Origin of the sequence: Klebsiella sp. NPDC088457, from assembly GCF_044900465.1 — a bacterium.
Lineage (GTDB): Bacteria > Pseudomonadota > Gammaproteobacteria > Enterobacterales > Enterobacteriaceae > Klebsiella.
Map to the genome: position 1 here is coordinate 37,658 of NZ_JBJDNH010000014.1, position 13,584 is coordinate 51,241.

General features: G+C 59.0%; 15 protein-coding genes. 9 read left to right on the forward strand and 6 right to left on the reverse strand.

What is annotated here, in order from left to right; translation table 11 throughout:
* The first annotated feature begins 1 nt into the window (after position 1).
* The 9 genes from ACI2JR_RS11010 to ACI2JR_RS11050 all read left to right on the forward strand — a co-directional run bounded on the left by ACI2JR_RS11010 (position 2) and on the right by ACI2JR_RS11050 (position 7,450).
* The gene (locus ACI2JR_RS11010) at positions 2-328 is read left to right on the forward strand and encodes an NIPSNAP family protein (RefSeq protein WP_132724925.1); all 327 of its coding nucleotides are present in this window, start codon (positions 2-4) and stop codon (positions 326-328) included.
* A 32-nt stretch (positions 329-360) separates the two neighbouring features.
* Positions 361-1,251: an NAD(P)-dependent oxidoreductase gene (locus tag ACI2JR_RS11015; protein WP_462478537.1), complete on the forward strand. Its 891-nt coding sequence runs from the start codon at positions 361-363 to the stop codon at positions 1,249-1,251.
* Positions 1,252-1,253: 2 nt separating this feature from the next.
* On the forward strand, positions 1,254-2,684 hold the full coding sequence (locus tag ACI2JR_RS11020; RefSeq protein ID WP_462478538.1) for an aldehyde dehydrogenase family protein: 1,431 nt from the start codon (positions 1,254-1,256) through the stop codon (positions 2,682-2,684).
* A 77-nt stretch (positions 2,685-2,761) separates the two neighbouring features.
* Entirely contained in the window at positions 2,762-3,160 is a 399-nt protein-coding gene (locus ACI2JR_RS11025; RefSeq protein WP_132724931.1) for a carboxymuconolactone decarboxylase family protein, read from the forward strand.
* A 95-nt stretch (positions 3,161-3,255) separates the two neighbouring features.
* On the forward strand, positions 3,256-4,605 hold the full coding sequence (locus ACI2JR_RS11030) for an MFS transporter (protein WP_132724933.1): 1,350 nt from the start codon (positions 3,256-3,258) through the stop codon (positions 4,603-4,605).
* Positions 4,583-5,527, forward strand: a complete 945-nt coding sequence (locus tag ACI2JR_RS11035; protein ID WP_462478539.1) for an NAD(P)-dependent oxidoreductase — start codon at positions 4,583-4,585, stop codon at positions 5,525-5,527. The genes ACI2JR_RS11030 and ACI2JR_RS11035 overlap by 23 nt, the downstream gene beginning before the upstream one ends.
* A 13-nt stretch (positions 5,528-5,540) precedes the next feature.
* Positions 5,541-5,933 (forward strand): cupin domain-containing protein, encoded by a 393-nt coding sequence (locus tag ACI2JR_RS11040; RefSeq protein ID WP_462478540.1) that lies wholly within the window; start codon positions 5,541-5,543, stop codon positions 5,931-5,933.
* Positions 5,934-5,941: 8 nt separating this feature from the next.
* Positions 5,942-6,688 (forward strand): carboxymuconolactone decarboxylase family protein, encoded by a 747-nt coding sequence (locus tag ACI2JR_RS11045; protein WP_132724939.1) that lies wholly within the window; start codon positions 5,942-5,944, stop codon positions 6,686-6,688.
* Between the two features lie 87 nt (positions 6,689-6,775).
* Positions 6,776-7,450: a GntR family transcriptional regulator gene (locus ACI2JR_RS11050; RefSeq protein WP_132724941.1), complete on the forward strand. Its 675-nt coding sequence runs from the start codon at positions 6,776-6,778 to the stop codon at positions 7,448-7,450.
* 31 nt (positions 7,451-7,481) lie between these two features.
* Here ACI2JR_RS11050 and ACI2JR_RS11055 read toward each other — a convergent pair whose 3' ends face one another.
* From ACI2JR_RS11055 to ACI2JR_RS11080, 6 genes are all read right to left on the reverse strand, one after another.
* Positions 7,482-8,750: an OprD family outer membrane porin gene (locus tag ACI2JR_RS11055; RefSeq protein ID WP_462478541.1), complete on the reverse strand. Its 1,269-nt coding sequence runs from the start codon at positions 8,748-8,750 to the stop codon at positions 7,482-7,484.
* A 162-nt stretch (positions 8,751-8,912) separates the two neighbouring features.
* Positions 8,913-10,061: an LLM class flavin-dependent oxidoreductase gene (locus ACI2JR_RS11060; protein ID WP_132724945.1), complete on the reverse strand. Its 1,149-nt coding sequence runs from the start codon at positions 10,059-10,061 to the stop codon at positions 8,913-8,915.
* 3 nt (positions 10,062-10,064) lie between these two features.
* Positions 10,065-10,952 carry an ABC transporter substrate-binding protein gene (locus ACI2JR_RS11065; protein WP_462478542.1) on the reverse strand — a complete coding sequence of 296 codons (888 nt, stop codon included), beginning with the start codon at positions 10,950-10,952 and terminating at the stop codon, positions 10,065-10,067.
* A gap of 52 nt (positions 10,953-11,004) precedes the next feature.
* Positions 11,005-11,784, reverse strand: coding sequence for an ABC transporter ATP-binding protein (locus ACI2JR_RS11070; protein WP_462478543.1), 780 nt, complete (start codon positions 11,782-11,784; stop codon positions 11,005-11,007).
* The gene (locus ACI2JR_RS11075) at positions 11,781-12,602 is read right to left on the reverse strand and encodes an ABC transporter permease (protein ID WP_243655187.1); all 822 of its coding nucleotides are present in this window, start codon (positions 12,600-12,602) and stop codon (positions 11,781-11,783) included. The genes ACI2JR_RS11070 and ACI2JR_RS11075 overlap by 4 nt, the downstream gene beginning before the upstream one ends.
* Before the next feature lie 9 nt (positions 12,603-12,611).
* A complete protein-coding gene (locus ACI2JR_RS11080) occupies positions 12,612-13,580 on the reverse strand; it encodes an ABC transporter substrate-binding protein (RefSeq protein WP_165905617.1) in 969 nt (322 codons plus the stop codon).
* Between the last annotated feature and the right edge of the window lie 4 nt (positions 13,581-13,584).

Here is a 13,584-nt window from a genome sequence, read left to right on the forward strand (position 1 = left end):
CATGATCGTTGAAATGCGCATTTACCACTGCATGCCGGGTCGGTTACCGGCATTACTGGAGCGTTTTCGTCATACCACGCTCGGTTTCTTTGCCAAATACGGTATTAAGCAAATTGGTTTCTGGACCACCGCGGTCGGCGAAAGCAACCACACTTTGACCTATTTGCTGAGCTGGGAAGATATGGCCGAGCGTGAAAAATGCTGGAATGCATTCCAGGCCGATGTGGAATGGCAGGAAAAGCGTGCGGAAAGCGAGCGTCAGCACGCCATCGTTTCCCGCATCGAGAACAGCTTCCTGCTACCCACTGATTTTTCAGCGCTGCGCTAAAACCGCCGTTTCTGCCGTTAAGAGAGGTTGACGTGAAAAGTATCCACACCGTGGGGTTTATTGGCTTAGGCATGATGGGAACGCCCATGGCGACCTGCCTGAGCCGGGCGGGTTACAGCCTGCTGCTGCATGACGCCGATCGCCAACGCGCCGACGCGCTGGCGGAATCGCTGCGCGCTGCGCCGCTGTCGGCCGATAACGTGGCAAGTCTGGATGTGCTCATCACCATGCTGCCCAACTCCGACATCGTCGAAGAGGTGCTGTTCGGCCAGCAGTGGGCCGAACGCCTGCCCGCCGGCGCGGTCGTCATTGATATGAGCTCATCCGTACCGTCCCGTTCGCGCGATCTGGCGCAGCGCCTGCAGCAACAGGGCTTATGTTATCTGGATGCTCCGGTTTCCGGCGGCGTCGGACGTGCGGAACAGGGCAAGCTCGCCATCCTCGTCGGCGGCGAGGAGGAGGTGCTGTCCCGCTGCCAGACGCTGCTGGCCGCCATGGGCAGCTCCATCCTGCATATCGGCGCCGCCGGCAGCGGCCATGCGGCGAAGGCGCTGAACAACTATGTTTCGGCCGCCGGTCTGACGGCGACGGTGGAGGCGTTGCTGGTGGCCCGCCGGTTTGGCATCGATCCGCAAGTGATGACCGATGTGCTCAACGCCTCCAGCGGCCGCAGCAACACCTCAGAAAACAAGGTGCGGCAATTTATGCTGAGCGGAAGCTACGCTTCAGGCTTCGCGCTGAAACTAATGGATAAAGATTTGCAGATTGCCAAAGGCCTGGCCGCTGCGGTCGATTACCCGCTACGTCTTGGCGAGCATTGCATCGATCTCTGGCACCAGTATGCAGGGTCCGTATCGGCCAGCGCTGACCATACGGAAATGTATCGGCTGCTGGACGACAACGGCCCCTCCACAGGAAACTGACTATGCCCCATACCACACAGTTTTATATTGATGGCCGCTGGGTTGAGCCGGCGGCGCCGCGCTGGTTCACGGTGATAGACCCGGCAACCGAGCAAGCGGTTGCCCAGCTAGCGCTGGGGAATGAGCAGGACGTCGACCGGGCGGTCGCCGCCGCGCGGCGGGCGTTTCCCGCCTGGGCTGAGACGCCGGTTGCCGAACGCATCGCCTTATTAAAACGCATCCTGACCGGGTATCAGCGCCGCTACGAGGAGTTTGCCGCCGCCATTCACCGCGAAATGGGCGCGCCGATGAAATTCGCCCGCGACGGGCAAGCGGTACGCGGCGTCGCGCACCTGGAGACGTTGATTGAGGTGCTGGAAAATTTCGCCTTTGAAGAACAGCGCGGTAGCACCCGTCTGCGGCTGGAACCGATCGGCGTTTGCGGCTTGATTACCCCCTGGAACTGGCCGGTGAATCAGGTGGTGGTGAAAGTGCTGCCGGCTCTGGCGGCAGGTTGCGCCATGGTATTGAAACCCAGCGAATACTCCCCGCTCAGCGCCTTGCTGTTTGCCGAAGTGCTGCATGACGCCGGGGTGCCTGCCGGCGTTTTCAACCTGGTGAATGGCGATGGACCCGGCGTCGGCGCCGCCCTGGCGGCGCACCCGGATATAGAGATGGTGTCGTTTACCGGCTCGACTCGCGCCGGGATCGAAGTCGCCAGGCTGGCCGCTCCGGGCGTCAAGCGCGTGGCGCAGGAGCTGGGGGGCAAATCGGCCAATCTCCTGCTGGATGATATCGATCTGCAAAACGCCGTAACCCGCGCGGTCGCCGCCTGTTTTACCAACAGCGGACAGTCCTGCTCAATTCCGACGCGCTTACTGGTCCCTCGCGCCCGGCTGGATGAGGTCAATGCCATCGCCCGGCGGGCCGCGATGCAGTATCGCGCGGCTCCTGGCGACGATGACAAACCCCGGTTGGGGCCGCTGGTCAATCGCGCGCAGTTCGAACGCGTTCAGCAGCTCATCCAGCGCGGCATCGATGAACAGGCGGAGCTGTTGCTCGGTGGAACCGGCAGACCCGAAGGCGTCCAGCAGGGTTACTACGTGAAACCCACTATTTTCAGCCAGGTGACCCCCGACATGATCATCGCCCGTGAAGAAATCTTTGGCCCGGTGTTATGCATCATGCCATATGACAATGAAGACCAGGCCATCGACATCGCCAATGGTTCTGACTACGGTCTGGCCGCTTACGTGCAGTCGGCCGATCCCGAACGAGCCCGGGCCATCGCCCGGCGGCTCCGCGCCGGTCAGGTCCATATCAACTATCCTCCCGTTGATTTTCATGCTCCCTTTGGCGGCTATCGCCGCTCCGGTAACGGACGCGAATGGGGAGAAGCCGGGCTACGGGAGTATCTGGAGGTGAAAGCGATGGTCGGCTATCACCCAGCCTAATCGGCAAAAAAATTTTAGCCATTTTCACTGTCATACAATCATACGAAAAATGAGGAAAGTTTCCTCAGGGGGGCATAATGGAAGAAAGTGAACTGTTTCAACAAGGCTTTGCTAACCGTAAAGAGGTCTTAGGCGAGACCCATGTTGATAAATCATGGGCCAGCGCGGATGACTTCAATCGTCCCATGCAGCGCCTGGTGACGGAATTCTGCTGGGGACGAGTGTGGGGAGACGAAACCTTGCCCTTCAAAACCCGCAGCATGCTGAACATCGCCATGTTGACCGCGATGAGCCAGCACCACGAACTGGCAGTCCACGTCCGCGGCGCGCTCAATAACGGCGTCAGCAAGGCTGAAATCCAGGCCGTGCTGATGCAAACCGCCGTATATTGCGGCGCGCCTGCCGCGCTCGCCGCATTTCGCGTCGCTACCGCCGCCATTAGCGAATGGGAAAAGGAGAACATCCCCGAGGCATGATCGCGCATTCTGACCCTACACATTCACCGCCTCCGGCAGTGAATTCCCTAACGCCAAACGCGCCCTGAGAGGTGCGAACAATGCAGGAGACAGACATGGTAAGCATTAGCGCCAACCAGGCCGTCACTGATATGGAACAGAAGCAATCGCAGGAAGATAAACGTAAGAGCGCCGTGCGCGGCGCATTCTTTTCCGAATATATCGACATGTTTGACATCTACCTTCCGGTCGTTGCGCTGTCGCCGGTGCTGTTTTATTTCCAGCCGCCTAATCTGTCCAGCGGTACGGCCACCATTCTGGCTTCGCTGGTGTTTATCACCACCCTGCTGGGCAGACCGCTGGGGGCACTGATATTCGGCATCGTGGCAGACAAACTGGGGAGACGAAAAGCCTCCATCTATTCGGTGTCCGGATTTGGGGTCGTGACCTTCCTGATCGCCCTGTTGCCCGGGTACGAGACGCTCGGCCTCACTGCCTATATTTTGCTGGTGCTGCTGCGCTTTATTGACGGCATCTTTCTCGGAGGCGGCTATACCGGGGCTATGCCGCTGGCGATCGAATATGCCAAAAAAGAGCAGCGCGGGTTTGTCGGCGGACTGATCATCGCCGGTTTCCCGGCGGCCTATGTGACCATCAACTTAATCACCATGCTGATGTTTTTCCTGTTCCCGCTCGACGGCATTCACTCGCCGTATGCGCAGTGGGGCTGGCGTATCCCGTTCATTATCGGTGCGCTGCTGGCGGCCGCCCTCGCTTTTTATTACGTCCACAAGGTGGCTGAATCAGAGGTCTGGCAAAACGAAGAGGGAACGGTGAAAGAGAAGCTGCCGCTGCGCGATTTAATTAGCGGCAAAAGCGCGCGCAACCTGCTGCAGGTACTGATTATGATGACCGGATTCTGGTTAACGCAGAATATCGTCACGATCTATCTGCCGACCGGTCTGCTGATCAATACCCTGCATCTGAATGGCTTCGAGATGACCGCGACGCTGATGCTCACCTATCTGGTGCTGTTCTTCAGCTATATTGGCGCCGGTCTGCTGGGGCAAAAATTTGGTCGCCGTCGCTTCTTTATCGTCGTCGGACCGCTGATTGCAACCGTTGGCGCAGCCATCCTCTATATCCTGACCACCGTGCCGCTGCCGCTGTGGGCGGTGATGACCCTGGTCTGTCTGTTGGCCGTGCTGGTGACCTCCCCCTGGGGAGCGATCGTCACCTATATCAATGAACGATTCGTAACCGATGTCCGTGCAACCGGGTTTGGCGTGGGCTTCAGCCTGTCCGTGATCTTACCGTCGTTTTACGCCTTTTATATGAGCTGGTTGAGCGCGCTGATGCCGCTGGCCCTGACCGCCGTTTTCCTGCTGATACTCGGCGGGGTGATTGGCATGATCGGAGCCATGATGGGACCCGAAACCAAAAATGTGGATTTCACCGCACATTAACCGCACTCACAGGAGAAAAGTGATGCACAGTAAAAAGTTAGGTTTTATTGGCTTAGGTAACATGGGGGGACGCATGACCCGTTGCCTGGTGGACGCCGGTATCGAGGTGCTGGGGTTCGACCCTCAGCCTGGCGCGGCGCAAAAAGCCGGCGCCCGCGAAGCGCGGGACCTGCGTGAGGTGGCGGCGGAGTGCGATCTGATTCTGCTGTCGCTGCCGGATAGTAAGGTTGTCGAAAACGTCATGCGGCAGCAGGATGGCCTTCTTGCCCATTGCCGCCATGGACAGACCATCGTCGATTTGAGTACGGCCTCGCCGGCGTCGACCGTGCGCCTGCACGGCCTGCTGCAGGAAAAAGGCGTGACCTATATCGACGCGGGGATCTCCGGCGGCGCGGCGGCGGCGGAAAAAGGCCAGCTGACGCTGATGGTCGGCGGCGAGGAGGCCGCTATTCAGGCGCTTGAGTGGGCGTTTGCGCCTATCGCCAGCAAGGTGGTGGTGATGGGGGAAAGCGGCGCGGGCCACACCACCAAACTGCTGAACAATTTCCTCAACGCGGTCAGCCTGGCGGCAACCGCCGAGGTGATGGTCGCCGGTAAAAAAGCCGGTCTGGATTTGCCGCGGCTGCTGGACGTGCTGAACAGCAGCAGCGGGGTTAACTTCGCCACCCTGCATCGCTTCCCGCGGATCGTGCAGGGCGATTATCTGGAAGGCGGATTAACCGGCAAATTAATGACCAAAGATTTGGTGCTGTATGCCGACCTGCTTCACCAGCTCGGCATGGCGTCATTAAACAGCGCCGGGCCGCTCGCCAGCTTCGGTCTGGCGACCGCGCTGGGTTACGGCGATGTCATCAGCAACCGCGTGGTTGACGCCATCGGCGATATTTCCGGTGGTATCCGCCTCTCTTCTTCCAATAACTGATACGGAGCACATTATGCGTATTTTTCATGGCCGTGAGGCGAACCTGCCTTCCGAAAAACGCGGGGCGACTTTCACCGGCGAGGTCTGGGCCGATGTGGTGATGCCGGCGACCGACGGGATCACCATCAACAACGTCTTTTTTACCCCGGGCGCGCGTACCTTCTGGCATACCCACGAGCAGGGGCAGATTCTGCAGGTGATCGCGGGTAAAGGCTGGATTTGCGTTGCAGGGGAAAGCGCGCAGCCGATCCGGGCGGGCGATACCGTCTGGATCCCCGCAGGCGAACGCCACTGGCACGGCGCGGCGCAGGATAGCTACATGCAGCACACCGCGACGTCGCTCGGCAAAACCGGGTGGCAGGACGAGGTGACTCACGACCAATATGTACAGTCAACACGTGGATAGGGGGCGCAATGAATACGAGCCAACCCGATTTACGCCAGCAGATACTGGATACGCATCACTACTGGGAAGAGGGTCAGGATGCGCTGCTGCGTCTTGATGCCGGTTTTCTGCAGGCCTGGCACCAGCTGGCCTGCGTACCGTTACGAAAAAATCATCTGGAAAACAAAGTGAAAGCCATGGTCGCACTCAGCGCCAGCCTGGCATCGACGCATATCTATCAGCCGGGGATCCGCCGCCATATCGACGTGGCGTTAAAATATGGTGCCACCCGTGAAGAACTGGTCGAAATCCTGGAGCTCACCAGCACGCTGGGGATTCATGCGGCCAATATTGGCGTCCCGCTGCTGCTGGAAGTTCTGGAGGAAGAAGGGCTACGCCAGGAGCCGGCAGCGCTGACCGAACGTCAGCAGGCGCTGAAGGCCAGCTTTATTGCCAACCGCGGCTACTGGCACGCTTCATGGGACGGATTATTAGAACTGGATCCAGATTTGTTTGAATATTACATTGAATTTTCGTCAGTCCCCTGGCGCACAGGCGTACTATCCCCCAAAGTTAAGGAGCTCATCTACTGCGCGTTTGACGCTTCAGCAACCCACCTGTACGCACAAGGCCTGAAGCTGCATATGCGTAATGCTATCGGATATGGCGCCAGCAAAGAAGAGATTTTAGAAGTGCTGGAAATCGTGAGCCTGATTGGCATGCACGGAGCGGAAGCGGCGGCGCCGCTGCTGGAACAGGCGCTGAACCCGCGCTGAATGACCGGGTCGCAGCAGGGTCACTTGCTGTGACTCAGAAAGATATGGTACAAATTGTGATGTCTTTTGTCATACAGGAATACAAAAATGAATACGGAGATGAACTTGGTCCGGCCGAATACCCTGCGGCGTCAGGTGGAGAACGCCCTTCGTGAAGCCATCATGTCCGGCCGCTTTCATCCCGGCCAGCGTCTGATCGAACGCGAGCTGTGCGAAAACCTTGGCGTGAGTCGGACGTCTATCCGGGAAGCGTTACGCCAGCTGGAAGCGGAAAAATTAATCCGCATCGTGCCGCATAAAGGCCCGATCGTCGCCAGTATCTCCCTGAAAGAGGCCGAAGAGCTGTATGCCCTGCGCAGCGTACTGGAAGGGTTTGCCGCCAGGGAGTTTGCGCTCCAGGGCAGCGACGCCAGTATCGCGCAATTTGCTCAGGCGGCCGGTCAGCTGCGTGAGGCCGCGGAGTCAGGCCAGCAGGAAGAGGTGCTGCGTGCCAAAACGGCCCTGTATGACATCATTTTTGATAACTGCAATAACAGCCTGGTGAAAGAGATCCTCACCAGCCTGCATTCACGGGTGAACCTGTTACGCGCCACCTCGCTGATGGAGCCTCATCGCATGCCGTCGAGCCTGGCGGAGATCGATCAATTAGCCCAGGCGCTGCGCGAGCGGGATGCCGAACAGGCCCAGGCGATCGCCTCGTTACATGTCAATAACGCCTGCAAAGTGGCGCTGCAGATGCTGCGTCGCCAGAACGAAGAGTAGCCGGCGCGCGGATCGCGTAAAAGGCGGAGAGTTAAAAATCATATTTTAACGTTAAACGGTTCTGCCAAAAGTTCTTTTTATATCGTGATGATGTCTGTACTCCGGCATAATCGCTGAGATTAAAGCCTGTAAAAATACCCGGGGCGAACCAGGTAAAGAACACCATATATTCCGACTGATTGATTCCCGGCGCGGCGACGTCCGCCTTCAGATCCATAAAGGAGTAGCGCGCGCCGACTTTCAGCGCCTCCTGTAGCGAATAAGCCACATTCGTTGAGTATGCGTTTCCGCTGCCCAAATCCTCGGTGCTGGTAAAATAAGGCTGAGCGAACCACGGCCCGGAGGAGGTACTGTGCGCATAAGGCACCACCACGCTTCCGTTATTCCACGCTGAAGGGTGTGAAGCAATATGATCGTAGTTAATATCCCAGTGCATTTTCGGTAGCGGCGTGGCAGAAAACTGAATGCCGTATGAGGTGCTGTCCACCTCTCCCAGCCACTCTCGTCCTGCGCCGGTACCGCGAATAAACTGCAGCCCGATATCCGGCTGCCAGCGATAATTTAGCCAGCGCAGGCGGCCTTCGCTATAAAAAAGCCTGGCGTAGTCCTGATAGTTTTCATACCACAGCTGGCCAGACAGCTTTTTCTCCGCGGCCCGCCACGTTCGTCCCAGCCCTGCGGCCCACATACCATCGGTCTTCTCGCTAACGTTGGTATAGGCGCTGGTGGCCTGAAAGCGATCGCTGCCCCAGGGTTTATAACGCCAGAGCCGGCTGGCGTGCAAAAAGTCCTCTTTATCGCCATAGTGCGCATCCACGCCGCGAAACAGGATCGGGGTGATGCGCCAGTCATAATCGGAGACAAACGGCAGATTGACGCGCTGGTCGCCGGCGGTGATGCTTAATGCGTCATCGTGCCAGCGCAGCCAGGCTTCGCCGACATTCGTTTGATTATCCGCAAGGGAAGAAAGGGTGTGCGCGCTATCCGGGTGGTCAATACCTCGCACAAAAATACCGCTGATTCCGGCGCTAAAACCGTAATAGTCGGCGGTTTCATAGTTAATTGAACCGCCATAGCTGACCGTGTCCTGATTACGTGCCGTCACGAAGTTCGCATTATGGGTCGAATAATAAAGCGTTCTGATGCTGCCGTTCACCTTACCGCAGGCCAGGGCGGAAAACAGCGACGCGCCCTGCGGTTGCGGATAATGACACTCACGCGTCTCCGGCATTTCGGCAGCAAAAACCCCCGCCGGGAATAGCAATGCGATTCCCAGAATGCGATTTATCTGGTTTTTCATATTACCCTTAAATTAACCCAATAAATTCACTTGCGCTCCCGCCTGCTAATAATATCTGCGAGCCGGGAAATAACGCATATTAATCATGAACGGCGCGAGCCGGCCTTCCAGAAATAATTTCCGGAAGGCGATATTTTTTATTATTCAGCGCGGGATAAAACGTTAAAGCTGGCTGCGAACGCGCGGTAAAACCTCTTCGCCAACGCGTATCGCCTCCTCGAGGTGCGGGTTCGCAGCCAGGATAAAGTTAGAAAAGCCAGCGCGCACGTACTCCGCCAGGCGATCGGCCACCTGCTGATAACTGCCGACGATACCGATCGTCGGACCGGGGCGTACGAGTCCAAGGCCGGACCATAAATTCGGCCCGATAACGTAATCAGCGAAGTTTTCTCCTTTATCCTGGCGCAGCGCCGCCTGACGCTGCGCGCCTACCGAATCACCGCCGCCGACGCTGGTCATCGGGTTAGCCGTGCGCGGCGCGCTGAAGTCATGCTTATCCCACAACCGGCGCGCTTCATCCCACGCCTCTTCTTCAGTCTCGCGGGCAAAAATATCCACCCGCAGGCCGTATTTCAGCTGGCGCCCCTGCTCATCCGCCATCCGGTTCAGACGTTGCATCATCGCCTGCATTTGCGCCAGCGGTTCCAGCCACATAAGATAAAAATCGGCATGGCGCGCGGCCACTGCTAAAGCCGGTTCGGAGGAACCGGAGAAGTAAACTCCCGGCTTACGGGTATGCAACAGCGGAGCGGCTAACCCTCCTCCCGCCACCTGATAGCGTTCGCCATGATGATCGAACGGCTGCCCTTGCCATAAACCTTCGATGACCTCCAGCCACTCCCCCGTCCGCCCGTAGCGATCGTCATGCGGTAAAAAATCGCCGTAGGCGCGCTGTGCCGGGGCGCTACCGCCGGTTATCACGTTCCACTCCAGCCGGTTGCCGCTGATGCGTTGCAGCGTCGCGCTCATCTTCGCCGCATAGGCTGGAGTGATAAAACCGGGCTGAAACGCGGTCATAAAACGTAAGGTCCGCGTTTCCCGCGCCAGCGCCGCGGCAATCATGAGCGGTTCGTCGCTGGGCAGGGAGGTCGGCACCAGCGCGCCGTCAAAACCGGCGACCTCGCAGGCTTTCGCCACCATTGCCATATAGTCGATATAGCCCCAGGCGCTGGCGGAGGCCCCACCGCCGCCCGGGGCGATGGAGTGGGACGTTGCGGGCTTCCAGTCGCCGCGGTTCCAGGCTTTTGACGACACGGAGCGGCCATCGCCGTGCGTGGGAATACGCCAGAAAAACTCAATCGGCTGACCCATCGGTTATACCTCCACCGCATCAAGCTGAAAGGGTAAACGCGTCGCGTTGATATCGATTTTGTTGGCGATCAGACCGTGACGGAACAGTAAATCCCCTTCCGCCTGCTGTTCGGCAAAGAGTTGCTCATCCGGCGCGGTAATCCCCCATTCGCGCCCCTGCAGCCCGCGCGTCCACTCTTCCGGCGTCAGCCCGTTGGCGATCACCCGCGAAAACAGCTCTCCCGCCGCAGTTAGATTTTCGCCAATCCACGCATCGGTCGCCACCAGCGTGTCGAACAGCGCCCGCACTTTGTCCTCGCCGGCGGCCACCACATCCGGCAGGACCCAAAAAACGGAACGATTGGCGATCACATCCCCGCAATCCTGAATTTTACGCAAGCCGCCGCCCGCCAGCGCCGCGCTGAGGTAAGGATCCATGGCGATCCACGCATCTACCTCATCCGCCTGTAAGGCGGCGAGCGATGCGCCGGGCAATAAATTCACCGGTACGATATCGGTGTACTTCAGCCCAACCTGTTCCAGGGTCGCCAGCAGGAAGTAGGTCTGAAAAGAGCCTTCGATAAAGCCGATACGCTTACCGGCTAAATCCTCCGCGCGGACGATCGGCGAGTGTTCCGTCACCAGGATCGATGACCAGCTACGGCGCGGATGCGACGCGCCAATATACGCCAGCCGGACATGGTCTGCCTGCGCCACCACCGCACGCGTGGTGCCGGTGCCAATCACATTCACTTTGCCGCCGAGCGCCAGCTCATGCATCATTTTGCCTTCGGGATACCATAAGAATTCAGGCGCAAAACCGGCGTCCAGCAGCGGCTGCTGCAGGGGCGGATAGTGGGTCAGCGCGGTTAACGTCAGGTTGGAGGGATGGGCGCCGATACGAATCTTCATCACGTTGTTCCTTATTTTTTATGCTTGCGACGTACGGTCATACGCCGTGGGTTTATACCAGAGCCTCACCGCTCGCCTGCGCGAGGTCGGCCCAGATTGCAGCACACAGCCGGGAGAACTCCGGGTTGCCGCGCAGCGCGCGCGGCTCTCTCGGGCGGGGCAAATCAATACGGTAATCCTGCACGATACGCCCCGGACGCGGGCTCATCACGATCACCCGATCGGCCAGCGCTACCGCCTCTTCGATATCATGGGTAACAAACACGATGCTGCGCCTGCGGCTTTCCCAAATCCGCAGCAGCTCGCGCCCCATAACGATTTTGGTCTGGTAATCCAGCGCGCCGAACGGCTCATCCATCAGGTAAAGCTGCGGTTCATAGGCCAGCAGCCGCGCCAGGGAGACGCGCTGACGCATGCCGCCGGAAAGCGCGCTGGGGTAATGCCCCTCAAAGCCATGCAATTTGACCAGTTCGATTAGTTCGGCCACCCGCCGTGGATAGTCGGCAGGCGCCATGGCGGAGAGTTCGCAGCCCACTTTGATGTTTTCCGCCACCGTCGCCCAGGGTAACAACGTGTCGCGCTGAAACATAAAGCCAACGCCCGGCGGCGGCTCGCTAACCGGTACGCCATTAATCCGGACCTCGCCGCCGCTGGCGGCCACCAGCCCGGCAATCACGCGCAGTAGCGTCGATTTACCACAGCCGGACGGCCCCACGATGGCGACAAACTCACCGGGCGCCACGCGCAGAGAAAGGTGCTCAATCGCGGTCATCGTTGCGTGATTACCGGTAAACTGTACCGATAACTGTCTGATATCTATGCTGGCGGTCATTGGCGCCACTCCGTCATACGCCGGAAGATCCGGGCGATTAGTGAATTGGCGATCATGGCCAGCACCAGCAGAATCATGATGCCGGTAAACACGCCGGTAGAATCGAGCTGGCCCGCGGCATTTTCGATATACCAGCCGACCCCCTCGCTGGAGCCAATCAGTTCGCCAACCACCGCGCCAATGAGCGCCAGGCCGACGGCGATACGCATCGCCGCCGCGATCCACGGCAGGATTGCCGGCAGCATGACCCGGCGCAGGATATAGCGTGGGGTGGCGCGCATGGTGCGCATCAGATCGATGTGATCGCGATCCAGCGATCGCACGCCTTCCAGTACGTTTAACATGAAGACGAACAGCACCATCGAGAAGGACATCATCACCTTCGCCGACAGGCCAATGCCAAACCACAGCACGAACAGCGGCGCCAGCGCTACCCGCGGCAGGCTATACAGCCCCATCAATAACGGCTCCACCACGCTTGCGACACGCCGGAAACGCGCCAGCGCCAGCCCGAGCGCAATGCCGACCAGCGCGCCCAATATCAGGCCGATACCCGCTTCGCTCAGGGTAGCGGCAGTGTGGCGCCACAGATCGCCATTTAACGCCAGCTGCCACAGCCGCTGCGCGATATCACCCGGTCGGCTCACCCAGAACGGGTCGATAAACCAGCTTCCCGCCGCCTGCCATATCAATAGCAGCGCGAGGATAAACAGAATCTGCTGGCTTAATATCCGCCGCGACGTCGGGGCGCTTTTTTGCGCCGCGCCATCCGCCTGCCGCTTTGGCTGCAGTGAAGAAGAGGTAAATAGGTTACTCACGCCTTCTCCTTATCCTTTGCTCAGCAGATCGAGATCGGGCACGGTAATGGCGCTGTAGTCAGGCTGACTCAGTGTCGGATCGGACGCTTTGAGCATTTTCACCATCAGCTGATAGCCTTCCGGCGCCATTTTTCCGTCAGGCGACAGCAATTTCGGTGCCTCTTCCACCAGCACCTGGCGTAACGCCGGAGACAAACGCGGGTACATTTCATCCACCCCCGCCTGTACCGCGGCCGGGTCGGTCTGGATCACCTGCTCCGCCTTGATCACCGCGCGCGCCAGGCGCTGCGCCTCATCACGGTGTTTTGCCAACCAACGGTCAACCACCACCAGGTCCAGCGCCGGATACTGTAAGGTGCGGAAATCCTGAATCAGTTTAAAACGCTTGTCCGCCAGCGCCGCCTGGACATCCGGGGTTGTAAGCATGCCGGCCTGCACCGCCCCGCTCTCTATGGCCGCGCGCATTGGACCGCCGGTTCCAATCCCCACCAGACGAAAATCACGTTCGGCATTCAGCCCCTGCTGGCCGATGTAGTAGCGCAGGGTATTATCGGTGAGGCTGCCGGGAGAGGTTATCCCGACCGTTTTTCCGCGCAGATCGCTCAGCCGGGCGGCGGGAGTGTCTGCCCGCGCCACCAGCCCATAACCATGATGTTCGGTCAACGCCACCAGCACTCGCCCGCCGAGATGGCGATTTTGTAAACGCACCGCATGGTCGGCGGCGCAGATGCAGGCCGCGATGCTCCCTCCCGCCAGCGCCTGTACCGCCGGCGCGCCGCCTTTGAACGACACGGTGTTCACCTGCAGGTCTTCATCGGCAAAGAAACCTTTTTGCTCAGCCACGATCAAAGGTAGCGATCCCAATGAGTTTTGCGCCGCGCCGAGCGTAAGGGTGGTCTTCGCCTGCAGGGAAAATGCGCTTAATCCCAACAGTAATACGGCAATCATGCCGCGTCCGCGCATAGCTACTGTTTGCATATCG

Coding starts and splice junctions, on each gene's coding strand:
- ACI2JR_RS11010 (WP_132724925.1), top strand. CDS start 2: ATGATCGTTGAAATGCGCATTTACCACTGCATGCCGGGTCGGTTACCG.
- ACI2JR_RS11020 (WP_462478538.1), top strand. CDS start 1,254: ATGCCCCATACCACACAGTTTTATATTGATGGCCGCTGGGTTGAGCCG.
- ACI2JR_RS11025 (WP_132724931.1), top strand. CDS start 2,762: ATGGAAGAAAGTGAACTGTTTCAACAAGGCTTTGCTAACCGTAAAGAG.
- ACI2JR_RS11030 (WP_132724933.1), top strand. CDS start 3,256: ATGGTAAGCATTAGCGCCAACCAGGCCGTCACTGATATGGAACAGAAG.
- ACI2JR_RS11035 (WP_462478539.1), top strand. CDS start 4,583: ATGTGGATTTCACCGCACATTAACCGCACTCACAGGAGAAAAGTGATG.
- ACI2JR_RS11040 (WP_462478540.1), top strand. CDS start 5,541: ATGCGTATTTTTCATGGCCGTGAGGCGAACCTGCCTTCCGAAAAACGC.
- ACI2JR_RS11045 (WP_132724939.1), top strand. CDS start 5,942: ATGAATACGAGCCAACCCGATTTACGCCAGCAGATACTGGATACGCAT.
- ACI2JR_RS11050 (WP_132724941.1), top strand. CDS start 6,776: ATGAATACGGAGATGAACTTGGTCCGGCCGAATACCCTGCGGCGTCAG.
- ACI2JR_RS11055 (WP_462478541.1), bottom strand. CDS start 8,750: ATGAAAAACCAGATAAATCGCATTCTGGGAATCGCATTGCTATTCCCG.
- ACI2JR_RS11060 (WP_132724945.1), bottom strand. CDS start 10,061: ATGGGTCAGCCGATTGAGTTTTTCTGGCGTATTCCCACGCACGGCGAT.
- ACI2JR_RS11065 (WP_462478542.1), bottom strand. CDS start 10,952: ATGAAGATTCGTATCGGCGCCCATCCCTCCAACCTGACGTTAACCGCG.
- ACI2JR_RS11070 (WP_462478543.1), bottom strand. CDS start 11,784: ATGACCGCCAGCATAGATATCAGACAGTTATCGGTACAGTTTACCGGT.
- ACI2JR_RS11080 (WP_165905617.1), bottom strand. CDS start 13,580: ATGCAAACAGTAGCTATGCGCGGACGCGGCATGATTGCCGTATTACTG.